Origin of the sequence: Winogradskyella sp. Asnod2-B02-A, assembly GCF_045063645.1 — a bacterium.
Taxonomy (GTDB): domain Bacteria; phylum Bacteroidota; class Bacteroidia; order Flavobacteriales; family Flavobacteriaceae; genus Winogradskyella.
Map to the genome: position 1 here is coordinate 467,609 of NZ_JBEFOG010000027.1, position 20,072 is coordinate 487,680.

The following is a 20,072-nucleotide window of genomic DNA, read 5'->3' on the forward strand; positions in this document are numbered from 1 at the left end:
TTAGTTTCAATAACAATGAACATTACAAGAGAAAACATCGATGCATTAAATGCAGTTGTAAAAGTTGATATCGCAAAAGAAGATTATAGCGATAAAGTAGAAAAAATATTAGTAGATTACCGTAAGTCTGCAAACATCCCTGGTTTTAGAAAAGGCCACGTGCCAATGGGAATGGTAAAAAAGCAATATGGTAAAGCTGTATTAGTAGATGAAGTAAACAAATTACTACAAGATGCACTTGGTAAGTATTTAGTTGAAGAAAAATTAGATGTACTAGGTAACCCTTTACCAAAAGCACAAGACGATTTAGATTGGGATGCTGAAGCATTTTCTTTTGAATTTGAATTAGGCCTTGCACCAGAATTTGATGTAGAATTAAAAGGCAAAAAAGCAATTACACATTATAATATTGTTGCAGATGACAAAATGATTGATGATCAGATTGTACACATCCAAAAACAATACGGTAAAATCGTTTCTCAAAAAGAAGTTACAGAAGCATCTGAAATCTCAGGTACTTTCACTAACGAAGAAAAAGAAATCGATAATACTACAATGATTACTTTAGATAAATTAAAAGGAAAAACAAATCCTAAGAAATTTATCGGAGCAAAAGTTGGCGATGTTATAACATTAAAAACAAAAGGATTATTTAATGACGATCATGATTTAATGACGTTCTTAAAAGTCGCTCATGATGACGCTCATGGTTTAGATATTGAAGTAAACTTTACAATTACTGAAATTAACGAACGTGAATTAGCAGATTTAGACCAAGAGTTATTTGATAAATTATTTGGTGAAGGAAAAGTAACTTCTGTAACTGAATTGAAAGATAAAATCAAAGAAGATTCAGAAAAGCAATTTTCTCAACAAGGTGACCAGAAATTATTAAACGATGTTACTGAGAGTTTAATTGAAAGCACTAAATTCGACTTACCATCAAGTTTCTTACAAAAGTGGATGCAAACTGCAGGTGAAGAAGCCATGACAGAAGAGCAAGCTAAAGAAGAATATGAAAAGTCTGAAAAAAGCATGCGTTACCAACTTATAGAAGGTAAATTGATTCAAGATCATAAACTACAAGTGCAATTTGAAGAGTTAAAATCTTATTCTATGGATATGATTAAAGGACAGATGGCACAATTTGGACAAATGAATCCTTCAGAAAAAGAGCTAGAAGACATAGCAGCACGTATTTTATCTAACCAAGATGAAGTAAAACGTATGTCTGAGCAGTTGATGAGTCAGAAATTGTTAAACCTTTATAAGACTGAAGCAAACGTTAAGACTAAAGAAATTACTTATGACGATTTTGTTAAAGAATTTTATAGTTAATCAGTCTCATTAAAATAATTAGTATCTTTAAAGCGTAAAACTTATTGGTTTTGCGCTTTTTTATGGAATGCTTTTTCTTCAAAAGTTTTTATAGCGCATTATAGGAGTTTTATAAAAGAAAACTCATTAATTAAAAGAATTTAAATTTATATGGATTACGGAAAAGAATTTGAAAAATTCGCAATTAAAGATCAAGGAATCAATAGTAATTATTACAGCAAGATTATAGAAAGCATGTACCCTTCTAACATGACGCCTAACATTATTGAAGAACGCCAAATGAATATTGCCGTTTTTGATGTGTTTTCACGTCTTATGATGGATCGTATTATCTTTTTAGGAACAGGTGTTAATGACCAAGTCGCTAATATTATTCAAGCACAATTATTATTCTTACAAAGTACAGACGCATCAAAAGATATTCAGATTTATATCAATTCTCCTGGAGGATCAGTTTATGCTGGGTTAGGTATTTATGATACGATGCAATTTGTTAAACCAGATGTTGCCACAATATGTACAGGTATCGCAGCTTCTATGGCAGCAGTTCTATTATGTGCTGGTGCAGAAGGCAAACGTTCTGCTTTAACACACTCTCGTGTAATGATTCACCAAGTAAGTAGCGGAACTCAAGGTCAGTTAAGCGATATGGAAATTGCTTTAAAAGAAACGATTAGAGTTAAAGAAGAATTATATGCAGTTATTGCAAAACATTCTGGAAAATCTGTAGAGCAAGTTGAAAAAGATTCTGATAGAGATTATTGGATGCGTTCAGAAGAAGCTTTAGAATATGGTATGATTGATGAAGTATTAAAGCGCAAGTAAACCTTATTACTTTCGACTAATAATTAAAATGTAAAATATAATTTCTGCAGTAGTAGAAATTAAAAAAATTGAAGATGGCAAAGGAAGAATTAGAATGTTCATTCTGTGGTAGAAAAAAACCAGAAACTAGTTTACTAATTGCAGGTTTAGATGCGCATATTTGCGACCGTTGTATTGAACAAGCTCATGGTATTGTTTTAGAAGAATCTAAACAATCTGGAAATTCAGAACTGAGTGCAGAATTAATGCTTAAAAAACCTAAAGAAATAAAAGGATTTTTAGACGAATATATAATCGGACAAGAGAACACTAAGCGTGTAATGTCTGTTGCAGTATATAATCACTATAAGCGTTTATTACAACCACCAACTGATGATGATATTGAAATACAAAAGAGTAACATCATTATGGTAGGGCAAACAGGTACAGGTAAAACATTAATGGCAAAAACGATTGCCAAAATGTTAAATGTACCACTTGCTATTGTTGATGCCACTGTATTAACAGAAGCAGGTTATGTTGGTGAAGATGTTGAAAGTATTTTAACACGTTTATTACAAGCTGCAGATTATAATCTTGAAAAAGCACAAAGAGGTATTGTTTTTATTGATGAAATTGATAAGATTGCTCGTAAAAGTGATAACCCATCTATAACTAGAGATGTTTCGGGAGAAGGAGTACAACAAGCCTTACTTAAACTTTTAGAAGGGACTGTAGTAAACGTGCCACCAAAAGGAGGTCGTAAGCATCCAGATCAAAAGTTTATTGAAGTAGACACTGAAAACATTTTATTTATTGCAGGTGGAGCGTTTGATGGTATTGAACGTGTTATTACTAAGCGATTAAATATGCAAGCCATTGGTTATAGCTCTATAAATAAAGAAAGTGTTGATAAGGATAATATTTTAAAATATATTATTCCAAAGGATTTAAAAGACTTTGGTTTAATACCAGAAATTATTGGTCGTTTACCTGTATTAACTTACATGGATCCTTTAGATGCTAAAACTTTAAGAGCAATTTTAACAGAGCCTAAAAATGCCATCATTAAACAATATAAAAAATTGTTTGAAATGGATGAAGTTGATTTTACTATTACAGATGGTGCACTAGACTATATTGTAGGAAAAGCTATTGAATATAAGCTTGGAGCTCGTGGTTTAAGATCGCTTTGTGAAGAAATTTTAACAGAAGCCATGTTTGAATTGCCAGGTTCTGGTGAAACAAAACTAAATATTACAAAATCTTATGCTGAAGATAGATTAAATAAGTCAACATTAAAGAAGCTGAAAGCAGTCTCTTAAACGTTGTAATTATTTCAACAAATAAAAAACCACAATTCAACAGTTCTGAATTGTGGTTTTTTTAGTCAGGGAATTAATTAATTTAATATTGCTGGCAATATATTTTAAAAATTGTAAAAGTTAATAGCACATTAATTTTTAACGAATATATAAGCTATAATCAATGTGAAGTGCTTTTGATTATATATATTGGATAAAATACATGTGATTGCCGTTATATTGTTTCTTTCTGTTGTTTTTAAGGTTAAACAGCTAGTTGCTCATTTTTAAACAACTATAGAACAATTAAATACTATTAATTTGTAGTAGTTGTTCTAAATAAACTCTAGAGTTAGATAAACGTGGTACTTTATGCTGACCACCAAGCTTATCATTTTCTTTTAGCCAATCATAAAACAAATTAGGTCTTGCAGAATGTATTTTAGGCTTGTTTAACGTCATGTTATTAAAACGCTTGGCCTCATAATCTGAGTTTAAGGATTTCAATGCGTTATCAAATAGCTCTTCAAAATAAGACATGTTTTCCGGTGGAGTTTTAAACTCAATAATCCACTCGTGTGATCCCTTTTCTTTACCTTCCATAAAAATAGGAGCCGCAGTATAATCAACTATTTCCGAAGCAGTACGTTTACACACACGTTTAAAAGCTTCTTCTGCATTCTCTATAATCAATTCTTCCCCAAAAGCATTAATATGGTGTTTTGTTCTTCCTGTAACCCTAATTCTATGTGGATTTATGCTTACAAACCTAATAGTATCACCAATTTTATATCTCCATAAACCAGCATTAGTAGTAATTATTACTGCATAATTAGTATTAAGTTTTACGTCACTTAACGGAATTACAGTTTGCTGTAACGTACCATAACTATCCATAGGAATAAACTCATAAAAGATACCGTAGTCTAACATCAATAATAAATCACTAGAGTTATTTTGATCTTGTATAGCAAAAAAGCCTTCAGAAGCATTATAAATTTCGTAATATCTAAAATTATTTGAAGGTAAAATCGCTTTGTACTGCTCTGCATAAGGATTGAAACTTACTCCTCCATGGAAATAGACTTCTAAATTTGGCCAAATATCAAACAGACTATCTTTTCCTGTTTTATCTAAAACGTTGTTCAATAAAACTAACATCCAAGATGGCACACCTGCAAGACTTGTTACATTTTCTTCAATAGTCTCATCAACAATAGCTTGCATCTTAGTTTCCCAATCGCTCATTAAAGATACTCTATTACTTGGTGTACTGCTAAATTCTGCCCAAAATGGCATATTATCTATAAGAATAGCACTTAGATCTCCAAATGAAGTACCATTCTCTTTGTATAACTCTTTACTTCCTCCTAGTCTTAAACTTTTTCCTGTAAACAACTGGGCATCTTCGTTATTGTTTAAATACATACATAACAAATCTTTACTTGCCGCATAATGGCAATCTTCTAAAGACTCTGTACTAACAGGAATAAATTTACTTTTTGCATTTGTGGTTCCACTAGATTTTGCAAACCACTTTATAGGTCTAGGCCAAAAAATATTCTGTTCACCATTACGCGAACGTTCTACTAAAGGCTGAAAATCTTCATAATTAATAACCGGAACTCGAGCATTAAATTCTCTATACGTTTTGATAGAATCAAAATCATATTGCCTACCTATGTCGGTATCTTTTGCCACTTTTAAAAGACTAAAAAGCAATTCATTCTGAACTTCATTTGGGTATTTTAAAAACAATTCAATTTGATGAAATCGTTTTTTCAAAAACCATGAAGCAATAGAATTTACAATAGGAATTGGCATAGATTGGCTATCTTTACGGCATAAATGAATGCTAAAAATACTAAAACTTTTTCATGGTTTACACAGGAGTCCTCACAAAAATGCAAACTGAATTTTTAGAGCCTATTCAATACTATCTAGTCTTTAAAAATGATTTTATACATGTCAATCAATTATTAAACAAACCTATTGATATAAAGCTTGTTGGGCACCAATGTTTAAGCTGTGGGTTAGACCGACCAATTTACAGACAAGGCTTTTGTAAAACCTGTTTTTTTGATAAACCATTAGCTGGCGATTGGATTATGCGACCAGAATTAAGTACTGCACATTTAGGTATTGAAGATAGAGACCTCGAATTTGAAAAACAAGTACAACTGCAACCACATATTGTATATTTAGCCAACTCTAGCAACGTAAAAGTTGGTGTTACCAGAAAAGGCCAAGTGCCTACACGTTGGATTGATCAAGGCGCACATGAAGCTATTGAAATTGTAGAAGTACCTAACCGTTATTTAGCAGGTATTACCGAAGTAGCATTAAAGGAACATGTTGCTGATAAAACCAACTGGAGAACTATGCTAAAAAATGATATAAAAGATGAAGATTTATTAGAATGGAGGCAAAAGCTAAAACAATACATTCCAGAAGAAGCACAACCTTATTTTATTGAAAACAATACAGAAACGCATATACATTTCCCTGTAGAACAATATCCTCTTAAACCTAAAAGTCTTAACCTAAGTAAAACACCGAATTACTCCGGAAAATTAGTTGGTATTAAAGGCCAGTATTTAATTTTTGAAGACAATACAGTATTTAATGTTCGTTCTAATGAAGGATTGGTTGTAGAATTGAGCATGTAATTTTACATAATTGCTGTTAGAGTTACGTTAAATCTCTTTTTAATTTTATATGAAATGATTAACTTAATATAAAAATTATTTAAGTTATGAAATCTTCACCATTTCCGTATATAATAATCACCACATTATTATTAATTACAGTAACAATTATGGCCTCTTTAAATTTTTCGTTTACATGGGTCTTTTACTTAACTGTTATTGGGCAAATCGCAGTAGTTTTAATGGTTTACAAAACATTAAAAGACAAATACACAACTAACAAAACCTTTGAGCATTATTACGAAGACCGTCCTATTGAGCCGTTTAATTATGAGTCAGAATAAAAGACGTCTTATCATTTAAAATAAGACAATAAATCAGACTTTTTTGAAGCTGAAACCATAATTTCTTTACCATTACTAAGTATCACACTTCCTCCTTTACCTTTAACATACTTTACAATTTCATTGACGTTGACTAAGTAGCTTTTGTGCACTCTAGCAAAATTAGCATCCTGTAAGCTTTCCTCTATATACTTTAATGTTTTGCTAACGAGTTTCTTTTTATTAGTATTAAGATATATTTCTGTGTAGTTATCATCTGCCTTACAATACATAATATCCGCAGTTTCTATAACTTCAAAACCATCTTGTTGTGGAATGGTTATTTTACCACTCACAGAATTTGTCTTTGGCACTAAAACCTGATCTTGAAGTGCATCTTCTTTAGTTCTAATCTCCGTAACATAATCTACTGCTTTTATTAACTCATCAATAGAAATTGGTTTCATTAAATAATAAGAAGCATGTGCATTTAAAGCATCGATAGCATAATGATTGTAAGCTGTTACAAATATGGTTTCAAAGTCAATATCTCCAACTTTATCCAATAAATCAAAAGCATTGCCATAAGGCATCTCTACATCTAAAAAAACAACATCCAAATCATTGTTGCGTATTAAAACCAAAGCTTCTTCAATATTTGCTGCCTCACCTAATATTACAATATTAGGGCAGTATTTGGTTAAGTAATTTCTAAGAATTAGTCTACTATTTTCTTCGTCCTCAACAATTATAGCGTTTAATTTCATACTTAATCTTTCTTTAGTGTTACAACTACCTTTGTGCCTGCATCTTCCAAATGTTGAAAATCATCGATTGATACATCAACCTTATCTTTATACATTTCATTTAAAATGGCAACACGTTTTTTAATGTTGTTCATCCCTTTTGAATTCTGCTTTTTCTGATGATCTGTTTTTAGAGCTTTAGAGCGTTCTCTACCAATACCATCATCTGAAATGGTAATGGTTATTTCGTCTTTAGATTTTGGTTGAATATTAATACTCAAATGTCCTTTTTCCGTTTTGTAACGTAGGCCATGCCAAACTGCATTTTCAATATAAGGTTGCAATAACATGGGTGGAATCTGGAATTCTTCAACATCTATAGTGCTATCTACATCTATGGAATAATCAAATTTATCTTGAAACCTAAAATGCTCTAGCTTGGTATATAAATTCAACAACTCAATTTCCTTTTTAAGAGGAATAAAATCTTCTTCACTATTTTCTAAAACCGCTCGCATTAATTGTGAAAAATCAGACAGATATTTATTTGCAGTGCGCTCATCATTTGTTGCAATAAATGTATTTACAGAATTTAATGCATTGAAAATAAAATGAGGATTCATCTGACTTCTTAAGGATTTTAAAGCCAATAAATTATTTGCTAAACGCTGTTGCTTTATGTATTTAAACATTAAATAACCTGTTATTAACAACAAAACTAAACCTCCAATAAGCGAATAAATAATAACTTTCTGGCTCTTATTCTGCTCTTGTGTGAGTTCATATTTACTCTTAGATAATGCTCTATCACTTTCTAAAGATGTTATTCTATTTTGCTGCTCAGCAATATTTCTACTAAAGCGAGCCGCTTGAGATATTTCTTGTATTTTTTTAGCATACAACTCATCTACTACATCTTTATATTCCTCATTATAAGCTATTGTTTTTTCGGTATTTCCTAATCTCGCATTAACTTCTGAGAGTTTCCGAGTTGCGTCTAATTTAACATCCAAATCTCCCTTTTTACCAGCTTCCTCTCTACTCTTCTCTAAATAAGGAATCGCATTATTTAAATCATCACTGAGTAAATAAGCAGTCGCAATTTTGTAGTTTTGTTTTTGCGAAGTTATAGGGCTTTCATTAGCAATTACAGAATCTCTTTCAATATCCTTAATTCCTTCTATAGCTTGTTTTCTTAATACTATTTCAGTTTCGTAATCTGCGTTTGCGCTATTAAATTCTGCGACTTTAACCTGTTCTTCTACGGCACGTTTTTTATTTTCTTTTTCCGCTAAATTCAAGGAATTATTAAAGAAGTTTTTTGCTTTAGTGGTTTGCCCTTGGTCGCTAAAGACTTGCGCCATTTTAGAATTGAGATCGGTAACTTTGGGAGCAATTAAATGCTTTTTAGCTACTTTTAAACCATCTTCATATGCTTTAATGCCTTTAGGATAATCTTTTTGTTTTACATAGACATCTCCTACACCTTCAAACCATATTGTTTTATCATAATTAGATAAAGTATTTTTATCAATCGCATTGAATGTAGATAAGCTAGTATTTAAATTACCATTATCTAGATAAGACTTCGCTAATTTTAGTTGTGCAGACGTTGTCTTTGTATTTTGGAGACTAATTTTATATGCAGAAATAGCCAAATCAAACTGTTTCCAATATCTATAAATATCACCTAACAACTCATGTGCTTCTGCACTTTGTGAAGTATTAATTCCTCCATTTAATGCATCACCTATAAATTTTATACTCTTCTCTGCGTCTTTTTTTAGGTAGACATCTGCAGAATCAATCATCTCATTAAAGCGCTTTACATCTCCATTACTTTTGGATCGAAAACTAGATTTTTCAGCATCAACGACTTCAATAATCACACGTTCATTAGATTTAATGACATAATAAATGGTTTCGAAATCTTTATGGCTAATAATTAGCTCATCTCCCATTTTGGCCATTACATTAAATGACCCATCAAAACTAGTTCTAGTGTATTTCCCTCCATTTACTAATATTTCTACATCGTTATATGGCTCGTGTGTGTTTTTATCATACACAGAGCCTCTAATAGTAAATATAGCTTCATTGGTCTTTTTATCTGACATATTATTCTGTCCAAAGGATAAAAATCCAATACAACAAAACAATAGTAATAAACCATATGTTTTAAAAATTCTCACTTACACTTTTATTTGTTGGACTAAACTTACATACTTTATTTGGTTTCAAAAAATCACCGATACCGAATTCTATACATTTTAATTGTTAAAAGGCTACTCATACTAAAAACATAGTCAGCCATACTCATCCAAAGCAGTGTTTTACTCATTCTGGTTTTTAATCACTGTTATTTCAACAGAGCTTTACCCTATAAATCAAAAAACAATAATACACATGAAAACAATCAATTTAGGATTAGTGCTTTTATTAATATTCAGCCTTAATCTTGCTGCTCAACACCGAGGAAATTATAATGAAATCACTAAAGATATTTCTAGACAAAATATTTTAAGTTCCGGAAACGCTCAAATTTATAATCCAACGGTTCAACAACAAATTAAACAAACACTTCACCCAACTAATATATTGACGGTTGATGTAAAAGCACTTCAAAATGTAAGTGCTACAACTTACACAGCCATTTTCAACGTCTCTCAAATGGGACCTTCTGCTGAAGTAACAAACCAGCTTATGAAAGAACGTATAGACCAAATTAAAAATCGCTTAAGTGCCAAAGGTATTACTCAAAATAATATAGCAATTGATGTCATCTCTTTTATTCCAATTTACGAAGTTGAAGTCACTAAGAAATTATTCAGTAAAACGTATACAGAAGTTCCTAAGGGATTTGAATTGCAACAAAATATTCATATTCAATTTACAAAAACCAATCAGTTTGAAGCGATTTTAGAAGCCTGTGCGCAAAGTGAAGTATATAACCTGGTTAAGGTTGATTATTATATAGATAATATTCAAGACGTTTACAAAAATCTTCAAAATCAATTATTAAAACTCATTGAAGAGAAAAAAGCGTACTATAAAGTTCTAGGTTTTGATATGTCTAATTATAACGTAGCTATTGCAGATGACAAGTATTATTACTTTCCGAAGGATTTTTACCAAAGCTACCAAGCTTATAATAGTATTTCCGTAGAAGCTTTAGACAAAAACAAAGGTGTAACTACAGCGAAAAAACAGACCTCTTACTATTACCAACCTTTAACCTACGAGAATTACGATGTTGTAATTAATCCTTCCATTTTAGAACCCGTTGTTCAAATTGGCATGAATATAAAACTCGCTTTTACACCCAAACCAATAGAGAAAAAAGACACACCAATTGTAGAAACAAAAATAGACCACAAGTACTATGTAATATCTCCAAACGGAACAATAGATGTTAAAGAGTTAAATACTAAAAAATAAACATTTTAATATAATTTAAAAGAAAACCCATAACATGAAAACACAATATAAACCTTTCATTGTTGCATTATGCTTTACCACTTTAATGGCCTGCAATGCAAACAATAAAAAATCAGACATTTCTAATCAATTAATTGCAGAAACCGTAATCGAAACAAATTCAAAAACCGAACAACCCGAAATTAAAGTTGCATTACTATTAGACACTAGTAATAGTATGGATGGTTTAATAGACCAAGCCAAAGCTCAACTATGGAAGATTGTAAATGAACTATCTTATGCAAAATGCGAAGACAAAAGTCCTAATCTTAAAATTGCACTTTACGAATATGGAAACGATAATCTTAATGCAGAAGAAGGCTATTTAAGACAAGTCATTTCTTTTAGTGATGATTTGGACGAAATTTCTAAATCATTATTCTCTTTAACCACAAATGGAGGCAATGAATACTGTGGAAAAGTAATTAAAACAGCCCTCAATCAATTAGAATGGGGAACTAACAAAGATGATTTAAAGCTTATTTTTATAGCCGGAAATGAAACGTATACTCAGGGTAATGTAAGTTATAAGGAAGCATCAAAACTAGCACACACTAGTGATATTACTGTAAACACTATTTTTTGTGGAGATTATGATCAAGGTATTTCAATCTCATGGAAAGACGGAGCAGATTTAACTCATGGTAATTATATGGCTATTAATCATAATGAAGCAACTGTACATATAGCTTCTCCTTATGATGACAAAATATTAGAGCTCAACGAAAAATTGAATAAAACTTATATTGCCTATGGCAGTGCTGGCAGAAAAAAGATGGAAATGCAAGCTGAACAAGATTCTAATGCTATGAGTTATAATAAGGCAAATGCCGTAAGTAGAACGGTAAGTAAAAGTTCTCGTCTCTATAAAAATAGTTCTTGGGATTTAGTTGATGCCGAAAAAGAAGAAGATTTTTCATATGAAGATTTAAAACAAAGCGAATTACCAATAGAATTAAAAGGAAAATCTAAAGCCGAAATCAAATCTTATGTTGAAGCTCAAAGTAAAACTCGTATAAAATTACAAGATGAAATTGCAGCACTCAACTTAAAGCGACGAAATTATGTAGCTGAGCAAAATTCTGGTACTAATAATAGTTTAGAAAATGCCATGCTCAAAGCTTTAAAAACACAAGCCGAAAACAAAAATTACAAATGGGAATAATAACGATTAAAAAAAAAGGCTCAATTAAAATTGAGCCTTTTTCTTTATCTATAAAATGATAATAATTTAATTTACTGCAGGACAATTACACTCATATTTCGCTCTTCTACAATTAAAATTGAAACCTAGAGTTAATTGGTGAAAACCACCAGAGTTAAAACTTACTGTATTTGCTTGATAAGAATACGTATAAGCAAAAACAAAATTATTATAGTCTATCCCTAAAAATGGTGTTATATATTGTAATTTTTGGCTGCTAACACCAGACCCATCTTGAAACTCTGCACCATCTAAACTACGTCTGTAAGATAATCCACCCCAAACTTTACCAAAATCCATTTCTTTATAAACCTTAGCATTAAGGTCTATTGAAGATTCTTTAGTAGCATCTCTATACATATACATAATTGAAGGCTCATAGCTCCATTCGCTACCGAACTTACTAAAAGTATAACCAGAAGACAATAAATAAGTTCTTAAATTTTGATATTCAAATCCATCTATACCGTTCCAATTAATTCCTTCATTATCCAAAATATTCTTAGCTGTGAAATGTGCATAAAAATCTACAAAATGATAAGAAAACCCAAAGTCAATATTAAAATTAGTTGCGCTTTGCACTATACCTTCAACAGCCTGATCATAAGGCTCACCAGGAACTAACCAACTTGTTTCATCTAATTTATACTGTAAAAAACCAGCACTTAAACCAAAAGAAAGCATATTTAAATCAATTTCATTTCTTGAAAACATTAAATGATAAGCAAAAGTAGCATAACCACCAACGGTTGAATGGTAACCATTAGCATCATTAAAAACAACACCACCAATAGCTACAGGAGAATCTCCTATTCTACCGTTCATACTTAATGTTTGTAAACTAGGAGCATCATCTACACCAAACCATTGCTGTCTTGCTGTTAACCTAATCTTGGCACAATTGGCAACACCTGCCATAGATGGGTGAATTAAATAATAATTATCTGTTAAATAATCAGAATAAATAGGAATTCCTTCTTGGGCAAAGCTATAATTTGCCAAAAAAGCTATAAATGCTACTAAACAATACTTTTTTAATTTCATAATTCTTTATCGTTTCAAGGTGAAATGGGCTTTAAATTCTTTACGGACTCCTGTTAAAGGTTCGTCATACTCTACTGTAAACCAATAGCCATCAGTTGGCATGGCATTACCATTGTAGGTACCGTCCCAACCGTTTCCATCAGGACTCAATTGTTTCAACAGCTTTCCATAACGGTCAAATATATAAATTTTTGCATTACTTCCAATACCTTCTATGTTCCAAGTTTCATTGGCAGACTCAGAAACTACTTGTTGACTAACACCAATACATCCTGTATCATTAAACTCAACCTCAACCTCATACAAACCAGCCTCTAAAACAGATAAATTCAAACTATTTTCACCTTCTATAACACCTCCATCACGATACCAAGATATAAACACTTCAGATACAGCATAATTTTCTGGAATCGCTTCGATTATTATTGGGCTTGAAGCATTAGGACATACTTCGTAAATAGTATCTAAAGAAAAACTAGTAGAAGGCTCATTACCAATTATCAAATTAAAATTATTGATTACATAACAATTTGCATAATCAACAGACTCAACCCTTACAAATAAAGTCTCCCCTGAACTATCATAAAAATTTGGTAAAGCATCTGAATCAGCTATTGCATCCGCCTCAGAAGTATAATAAGACACATTAAATTGTGACGCATCTTGACCATTAAGAACAGTAAAATCATGGCTCTCTAGATCAAAACTTGCAACACCATCGTTATCGAAATCACAACCTATTAAATCAACACTTTCAGCAGTTTGAGATGGCTGTGAAATAACTAATAAAAATGAAGTTGTAGCATAACAACCTGAATCATTATCCTCTATTCTAGCATAAATAATTTGAGGACTTGAAACATTACTATAAGTTGTTGGTAACGGATTTAAATCATCAAAAGCATCTTGTTCAGAACTGTGATATGTTATTGTATAATCAGAAGCATTTTGATCACCTAGAATATTATCATCATTCTCATTGAGATTAAATGCAGCTTGATTTGTAGTAGAACATTCAGACAAATCAACTGCTGGATTGGCTGTTGGAACAGATAAAAATTCAACCAGTATACTATCAAAAATCATACAATTACCCGAGAAAATTACTTGAGCCTCATAAAAATCTGGCTCAGTCACAGTTAATGTAGATGACGTTTCACCCGGAATAACAAACCCATCTTTAAACCAAACATGTGGAAAATCAGGTGCAAAGGTGTTTAGAATTATAGGTTCATTTAAACAACTTGCTGTACCTGCATCTATAGTAATATCTTCTCCTAGACTCAATTCTCCAATATCGAAACTTCCTGCTTTAAGAAAAACACCAGTGTCATACTGTGAATCTCTATCATCTGCGACTATGAGCTTTATATGGTAAATCTCCCCAATATTCACTGGTGATTGCGCTGTAAACACAGCCGTTCTACCATTAAAATTCATTGGTGGCAGATTTTCAGTGATATATTCACCAAAATACGCTTCATTAATAGCTGCACACTGTGTATTTTGAGGATGAACATTAGTAGTTAAAATAGGAGTATTTGTATTTGGAATAACTGCTAGATTAGTTGTATTATCGTTTGAATCTGTTAAGAAAAAAGCAAAGGCATCAGAAAAATTACATTCATCAGTACCTCCAATAGCTCCAGTATATTCCTCTGAAGCCATTAAGAAATCAAAACTTATATTGGGTGAATAAGGCACAAAATCAAATTCTATTATAGTCGCATTTCTTGAATCTACACCTAGAATATTATCTAAATTATAATCACCAGGCCATGCACCTCCGCCTGCACTCATTAAATTATTATTTGGACCAGCTGCTGCTATAGCATGTCCTGTACTCATTAAAACTCCTTCATCAAAAGGAAATTCATCTCCGTCCATTGTAAAATAACCAATACCATTTGGCTGACCACTATCAAAGCTACTGCCTGTTGAAAATGTAATATTTGAAACATTGGCACAGTCACTTCCAAATAATACATCTTGTATCAATTCTTCGATAGTATGAGAATCATCACTGACTTCAATACTATTAAAACCAGGCTTAATACACAAATCAAAAGTAACATCTTCATTTTCAGAACCCTCTGAGAACACCCTTATAAAATACGTATTACCAACTACTAATTGTGGTGCAATACTAGTAGCACTATCCATACAATATAGTTCATTAAGATTTCCACAACTACCCTCATAAACAGCATGATTAATACCAGACGCATTGCCATTGGCAACTATATTTTCGAATGTTATTATTTGGCTATCATCTAAAGCTATGAACTGAAACCATACATCATCATCAGAATCACCTGAACAAGAGGACGAAGCAACGCCTGATGGAGTCGCTGACAAAAGCGTACCAGAGGTTAATTGAGCACAACTCTCATCTGTATTTACAACTGCAACTGTAGCATTTAAACAGTCATTATTTTCAGGAATACAAGCCACTAACTGAATAGGCAAACTATTAAACACGCAATTAAAATCTTGATCATTACTTAACGTATAAATAACATCTATATTAAATGGAAATGGACCTATTTGATACGTCCCAATTGACGTAATAGTAGTTGTATTTAAATCAATATTATTTGACAAGGTTAATGAAGCTGCACTACCCAACGATGTAACATTTACATCTAATAAGTATTGCTCACCATTATCACAATCGTCCACAAACGCGAACGTTGACTCAGAATTTGTACATGTAGCACAAGAAACTGTATAGTTAATACCACCTGACATAGGTAAGTCACCATTTGCACAACTCGATGGTAAAAAATCATCTGAAGCGATATAAAAAGATATTCTATCACCACTAGACGTATAAGAAACACCTGCAAGGTCACCCTGATTACCAAAGAAATAATCAGTGTAAGCAACAATAGAAGATCCGTTTGTATCAATAACAACTAATGGATCCCAGCCCTCTTGAATATAACCAGACTGGAAAGTTAAGGTTAAAGGAGTACCGTCTGTACTTGTAAAAGTAAACACTTCAGGATTAACCACTCCATTATCACCGTAACACATAGATTCTACTAATGGACCTGCACTACAATCAATTATAAAGTTTGTTTGTATTGGTGTTGTAAAAGTTAATGGACCTGCCCAAATACTATTACCATTTGTACAATTTGCTCTTACATATACATCGTAATCCGTGCCAAACAACAAGTCATTCTCTACAATACTAGTAACTGAAGAAAACGTACCAGACGCAGGAATGCTAGAGCCTGAAGGTATCACAACATACTCCCAAGACGTTTCACTATCATTAGCTTCCCAAGAAAAACCGGCAAAAGCGTTTGAATTATTAGAATTCACATAATCAAGAGAAAGCGTTGGCGAAATACAAAATGTTCCACAGGTTTCTACACGAACCAAATCAACAGACATATCTGCTCTACTACTATTAGTTGTTCGAGTATTCTTAAACTCTAAATATATAGATTGCCCAAGATAAACATCTAAATTTACACCTACTGGCATCCAAGCCTCAGAACTAGACGTCTGTAATTGACCACTCCATGTAAATACATTTGTAAATGGCCCGGAAATTGAATTTGAAACTCCAACTTCTAATTTACCCATATTATCACCATAAGCATGCATATAAAAAGATAATTCTGCAGCATCTGTGGCTGTAGTAAGATCAATAACAGGACTAATAATTGATGCTGATTGCTGACCAACATTACCTGAAGCCTCATAATTCATATAATTACCACCACTAAATGCTGAACTTGGACCCGTTGAGCTACTATCTGAATTACCTGGCACTTCCCAATTACCGCCAATATTATTTGTTGTTATATCTCCTATCCATCCATCAGAATCATCAAATTCTTCTGTAAATACAAACGTAGAGTTGTTAGATGGACAAGACACTCCAACAGGTGGAGATATTGTTTGAGATAAAGCTATTGAACTCCCAAGCAAACAGAAAGCTAAAAAGGTCAGTTTGAAGATATTCTTATTCATTTCAATTTTAATTTAATTCGGTGAAAAAAAATAGGCGATTTTTAAACAGATACCCTGTTAAACCCTACATTAAAAAACAACAAAAGCCACAAAGTAAAATTAAGTGGCTTTTGTATTTTAAAGCAAATTTATTGCTTAATTACTCGTATTGTATTTATAACACTTTCAATAGTTACTTTAACAAAATAAGTTCCAGTACTTAAGTTAGACATATCTAACTCACTAGAGATACTATTAGGAGCTGTTCTATACATTTCTTGACCTAACATATTATACACCGTTATGGTTTCAATACTTTTTTGAGCATTCAATGACAACGTGTTTTTAACTGGATTAGGATAATAAGTAAATGCAGATTCGTTAACCAAGTCATCAACACCTAAAACAGCACAAGTCACTGATGCTTCCCAACCTGTATAGCTAGTATAAGGATCTGACCTAAACTCAATAGTTAAAGCTCCTGATGGATCTGTAGATGTATAAAAATCACCTATATGAAGCTCACTACTTGCAACAATAGTATTATCACCATTACCACTATCTTGCCCACACAATGTTTGTGCTAAAACAGGGTACGTGTTATCTGGCCCATTGTAAATAGTTAAGTAATCGTAACAGCCATCTTGTTCACCAGAACCAAAAGTATCTACCTCTATATCTACGTATGTAAACGTAATAGTTACTGCTTCTCCGGCTGAATCTGGAAGAATAGTTGTAGACGAAAATTCAGAATCTGAATAATTATCGTCGCTACCACCACCATCAACAAATATACCTCCACAAGCTGGAGGAATAATAGCAGTTACAAATGGATATGGACCTACCCATAAAGAAACACCATCTGCACCACAATCAGCTTGCACATAGAACTCATAATGGTTATCATCAATTAAACCAGTAAGCGTATATGGACTTGTAACTCCAGTTACTGTTGCTACTCCTGTTGCTGTTTCACCTCCAGTTACATCTACAACTTCAACATTCCAAATTGTACCAGTACCATTAGCTGTCCATACTAAATCAGTTGTTGTAGTCGTAATATTAGTTACTGATAACATTGTAGGAGCCATACAAGCAGGCGCCTCATCAAAAGTAACATCATCAATTGCAATATCATCATCGAAATCACCTGGCTCAATCACTTCAGAAAATGTAAAGCGAGCTTGGGCAGGTCCTGTAAAAGTTAGACCACTAATATCTAAAGTTTTTAATTCCCAACCTACTGTATTTGTATTGTAAGTTGCCATAAGATTCCAAGCAGCACCATCCCAAACTTCCACATCTAATTGTGCATTTTCTGAATCTTCGGAATTACTTATTTCATAAAAACTTAATGCTGGTGTTGTTAATGTACTTACATCTACAAAGGGACTAAGTAAATATCTAGGTCCATGATCACTAGAAGCATCTGCTGCTGCATAGAAACCGCCTGTTGCTGTACTTCCTGTTATCAAACCGTCATCTCCAACGTGACTTAAACCTGAAGCTTCAAAAAACCATTCTTCTTCTCCGGAATCACTATACATTCTCCAACAATCTGGTATTGCACCACCATTATCAAAGCCTTCTGTATATGGCGCTGTCAGAGCTTCACATTCTGTTAATACAGATACTGGTCCTATCCAAGACGAATTTCCATCAGCTGCACCACAATTTGATTGTACATAAAATTCATAAACTGTATTAGGTAATAAACCTGTTACTGTATAAGGATTAGCAACTCCGGTAATCGTAGAGACACCTGTTGCAGTTTCACCTGCTGTAACATCTACAATTTCAATATTCCAAGCTGTAGCAGTTCCTGTTTCTGTCCATGCTAAATCGACTGTCGTTGTTGATTCATTTGAAGCAACTAAATCCGCAGGGAAAATACAAGCAATAGGGTTATCAAAAATCACATCGTCAATAGCAATATCATCATCACCACCTCCATTAGGTTCAGAAAAGGTAAAACGTGCCTGTGCTGGACCAGTAAATGTTAAACCACTTATATCTATAGATTTCAATTCCCAATCCACTGTATTTGTATTATATGTTGCCATAAGATTCCACACAACACCATCCCAAACTTCTACATCTAATTGTGCATTATCTGAATCCTCAGCATTACTCAGTTCATAAAAACGTAATTCTGGTGTCGTTAATGTACTTACATCCACTAAAGGACTCAATAAATATCTAGGACCATGGTTACTCGACGCATCACAAACAGCATAATAGCCATTTGATAGTGTAGCCCCTGTTATGTCACCACCATCTCCTACATGACTTGGACCAGAGTCTCTAAAAAACCAATCTTCTTCTCCTGAATCACTAGACATTGTCCAACAATCTGGAATATCACCAGCATTCTCAAAATTTTGCGTGTAAGGAGCTGTAAAAGCTTCACAAGTCGTCTTAAATGCCATTGGACCTACCCAAATAGATGGCCCTTCTGCGCCACAATCAGCTTGCACATAAAATTCATAATCGTTATTAGCCGTTAAACCAGATAAAGTATAAGGGTTAGTAACGCCACTAACAGTTGAAGCACCCGTTACAGATCCACCTGCAGTAATATCAACAACCTCCAAATTCCAAGAAGTAGCTGTACCATTCTCTGTCCAGGCTAAATCGGCCGTGACATTAGATGTATTTATCACTGTTAAATCCGTAGGCTCCATACATGCAGGAAATGTGTCATTCACAAAATTATCTACATACAACTCCCAATTATCATCTGACGTTGATCGAATAGCAACGTAAATTGATTGCCCATTATAAGTAGATAGATCTAAAGTCACTTTGGTCCATTCATCAGGAGCTTCGGTTTGTGCCTGCAGCGCTACATTAAAATCCGCAACAGTAGCTGTGGCTGTAGACACTAATACCTCATAAGGCTCTAAAAACGAACCACTTCTAGATTTCACATAAAATATCAATCTATCATTTAAACCAGAAGTCACTGAAATTTGAGGTGTAACTAAGTAATCATCGTTAGCGTCAGGATAGCCAGATTGAATCTTTGCAACGGAAGAACCATCTTGTGCTCCATTTTCTGGTGCACCTTCCCACACCCACGATGTTGTACTAGCAAGATCTAAAACAGTCCATGTTGCAGGTATTTCGGTTTCAAAGCTCTCTGTAAATTGGGCATTAGATCGCCAACAAAAAGCAATCATTACCATAAATAGTAAAGTAATTTTTTTCATAAA

At 32.9% G+C, this 20,072-nt stretch carries 13 protein-coding genes; 7 read left to right on the plus strand and 6 right to left on the minus strand.

Annotation, left to right across the window (positions count from 1 at the left end):
• Positions 1-15: 15 nt before the first annotated feature.
• From tig to clpX, 3 genes are all read left to right on the plus strand, one after another.
• Positions 16-1,338 (plus strand): trigger factor, encoded by a 1,323-nt coding sequence (gene tig / locus ACJJVO_RS10195; protein WP_405573617.1) that lies wholly within the window; start codon positions 16-18, stop codon positions 1,336-1,338.
• A 150-nt stretch (positions 1,339-1,488) separates the two neighbouring features.
• Complete coding sequence (locus tag ACJJVO_RS10200; RefSeq protein WP_405573619.1) at positions 1,489-2,163, plus strand: ClpP family protease; 675 nt, start codon at positions 1,489-1,491, stop codon at positions 2,161-2,163.
• 74 nt (positions 2,164-2,237) lie between these two features.
• Positions 2,238-3,467: an ATP-dependent Clp protease ATP-binding subunit ClpX gene (gene clpX / locus ACJJVO_RS10205; RefSeq protein ID WP_405573621.1), complete on the plus strand. Its 1,230-nt coding sequence runs from the start codon at positions 2,238-2,240 to the stop codon at positions 3,465-3,467.
• Positions 3,468-3,752: 285 nt separating this feature from the next.
• On the opposite strand, the gene ACJJVO_RS10210 is transcribed toward clpX, so the two are convergent.
• Entirely contained in the window at positions 3,753-5,270 is a 1,518-nt protein-coding gene (locus ACJJVO_RS10210; RefSeq protein WP_405573623.1) for a GH3 auxin-responsive promoter family protein, read from the minus strand.
• 53 nt (positions 5,271-5,323) lie between these two features.
• On the opposite strand from ACJJVO_RS10210, the gene ACJJVO_RS10215 reads away from it, so the two are divergent.
• Both ACJJVO_RS10215 and ACJJVO_RS10220 read left to right on the plus strand, forming a co-directional pair.
• Entirely contained in the window at positions 5,324-6,115 is a 792-nt protein-coding gene (locus tag ACJJVO_RS10215; RefSeq protein WP_405573625.1) for a DUF2797 domain-containing protein, read from the plus strand.
• An 86-nt stretch (positions 6,116-6,201) separates the two neighbouring features.
• The gene (locus ACJJVO_RS10220) at positions 6,202-6,438 is read left to right on the plus strand and encodes a hypothetical protein (RefSeq protein WP_405573627.1); all 237 of its coding nucleotides are present in this window, start codon (positions 6,202-6,204) and stop codon (positions 6,436-6,438) included.
• An 11-nt stretch (positions 6,439-6,449) separates the two neighbouring features.
• Here the strand turns inward: ACJJVO_RS10220 and ACJJVO_RS10225 are convergent, their stop codons facing one another.
• Together ACJJVO_RS10225 and ACJJVO_RS10230 are read right to left on the minus strand one after the other, a co-directional pair.
• Positions 6,450-7,184 carry a LytR/AlgR family response regulator transcription factor gene (locus tag ACJJVO_RS10225; protein ID WP_405573630.1) on the minus strand — a complete coding sequence of 245 codons (735 nt, stop codon included), beginning with the start codon at positions 7,182-7,184 and terminating at the stop codon, positions 6,450-6,452.
• A 2-nt stretch (positions 7,185-7,186) separates the two neighbouring features.
• Positions 7,187-9,280, minus strand: a complete 2,094-nt coding sequence (locus ACJJVO_RS10230) for a histidine kinase (protein WP_405573632.1) — start codon at positions 9,278-9,280, stop codon at positions 7,187-7,189.
• A gap of 289 nt (positions 9,281-9,569) precedes the next feature.
• On the opposite strand from ACJJVO_RS10230, the gene ACJJVO_RS10235 reads away from it, so the two are divergent.
• Together ACJJVO_RS10235 and ACJJVO_RS10240 are read left to right on the plus strand one after the other, a co-directional pair.
• Positions 9,570-10,601 (plus strand): SIMPL domain-containing protein, encoded by a 1,032-nt coding sequence (locus ACJJVO_RS10235; protein ID WP_405573635.1) that lies wholly within the window; start codon positions 9,570-9,572, stop codon positions 10,599-10,601.
• 34 nt (positions 10,602-10,635) lie between these two features.
• Positions 10,636-11,805, plus strand: coding sequence for a vWA domain-containing protein (locus tag ACJJVO_RS10240; RefSeq protein ID WP_405573638.1), 1,170 nt, complete (start codon positions 10,636-10,638; stop codon positions 11,803-11,805).
• Between the two features lie 66 nt (positions 11,806-11,871).
• Here ACJJVO_RS10240 and ACJJVO_RS10245 read toward each other — a convergent pair whose 3' ends face one another.
• The 3 genes from ACJJVO_RS10245 to ACJJVO_RS10255 all read right to left on the minus strand — a co-directional run bounded on the left by ACJJVO_RS10245 (position 11,872) and on the right by ACJJVO_RS10255 (position 20,069).
• Positions 11,872-12,888, minus strand: coding sequence for a type IX secretion system membrane protein PorP/SprF (locus ACJJVO_RS10245; RefSeq protein WP_405573640.1), 1,017 nt, complete (start codon positions 12,886-12,888; stop codon positions 11,872-11,874).
• A 6-nt stretch (positions 12,889-12,894) separates the two neighbouring features.
• The gene (locus ACJJVO_RS10250) at positions 12,895-16,878 is read right to left on the minus strand and encodes a choice-of-anchor L domain-containing protein (protein WP_405573643.1); all 3,984 of its coding nucleotides are present in this window, start codon (positions 16,876-16,878) and stop codon (positions 12,895-12,897) included.
• A gap of 128 nt (positions 16,879-17,006) precedes the next feature.
• Positions 17,007-20,069: a choice-of-anchor J domain-containing protein gene (locus ACJJVO_RS10255; RefSeq protein ID WP_405573646.1), complete on the minus strand. Its 3,063-nt coding sequence runs from the start codon at positions 20,067-20,069 to the stop codon at positions 17,007-17,009.
• Positions 20,070-20,072 lie beyond the last annotated feature (3 nt).

What these genes read in the sequence shown, in the direction of transcription:
- ACJJVO_RS10225 (WP_405573630.1), bottom strand. Translation starts at nt 7,184, where the DNA reads ATGAAATTAAACGCTATAATTGTTGAGGACGAAGAAAATAGTAGACTA.
- tig (WP_405573617.1), top strand. Translation starts at nt 16, where the DNA reads ATGAACATTACAAGAGAAAACATCGATGCATTAAATGCAGTTGTAAAA.
- ACJJVO_RS10220 (WP_405573627.1), top strand. Translation starts at nt 6,202, where the DNA reads ATGAAATCTTCACCATTTCCGTATATAATAATCACCACATTATTATTA.
- ACJJVO_RS10200 (WP_405573619.1), top strand. Translation starts at nt 1,489, where the DNA reads ATGGATTACGGAAAAGAATTTGAAAAATTCGCAATTAAAGATCAAGGA.
- ACJJVO_RS10235 (WP_405573635.1), top strand. Translation starts at nt 9,570, where the DNA reads ATGAAAACAATCAATTTAGGATTAGTGCTTTTATTAATATTCAGCCTT.
- ACJJVO_RS10230 (WP_405573632.1), bottom strand. Translation starts at nt 9,280, where the DNA reads ATGTCAGATAAAAAGACCAATGAAGCTATATTTACTATTAGAGGCTCT.
- ACJJVO_RS10255 (WP_405573646.1), bottom strand. Translation starts at nt 20,069, where the DNA reads ATGAAAAAAATTACTTTACTATTTATGGTAATGATTGCTTTTTGTTGG.
- ACJJVO_RS10240 (WP_405573638.1), top strand. Translation starts at nt 10,636, where the DNA reads ATGAAAACACAATATAAACCTTTCATTGTTGCATTATGCTTTACCACT.
- ACJJVO_RS10210 (WP_405573623.1), bottom strand. Translation starts at nt 5,270, where the DNA reads ATGCCAATTCCTATTGTAAATTCTATTGCTTCATGGTTTTTGAAAAAA.
- clpX (WP_405573621.1), top strand. Translation starts at nt 2,238, where the DNA reads ATGGCAAAGGAAGAATTAGAATGTTCATTCTGTGGTAGAAAAAAACCA.
- ACJJVO_RS10215 (WP_405573625.1), top strand. Translation starts at nt 5,324, where the DNA reads ATGGTTTACACAGGAGTCCTCACAAAAATGCAAACTGAATTTTTAGAG.
- ACJJVO_RS10250 (WP_405573643.1), bottom strand. Translation starts at nt 16,878, where the DNA reads ATGAATAAGAATATCTTCAAACTGACCTTTTTAGCTTTCTGTTTGCTT.
- ACJJVO_RS10245 (WP_405573640.1), bottom strand. Translation starts at nt 12,888, where the DNA reads ATGAAATTAAAAAAGTATTGTTTAGTAGCATTTATAGCTTTTTTGGCA.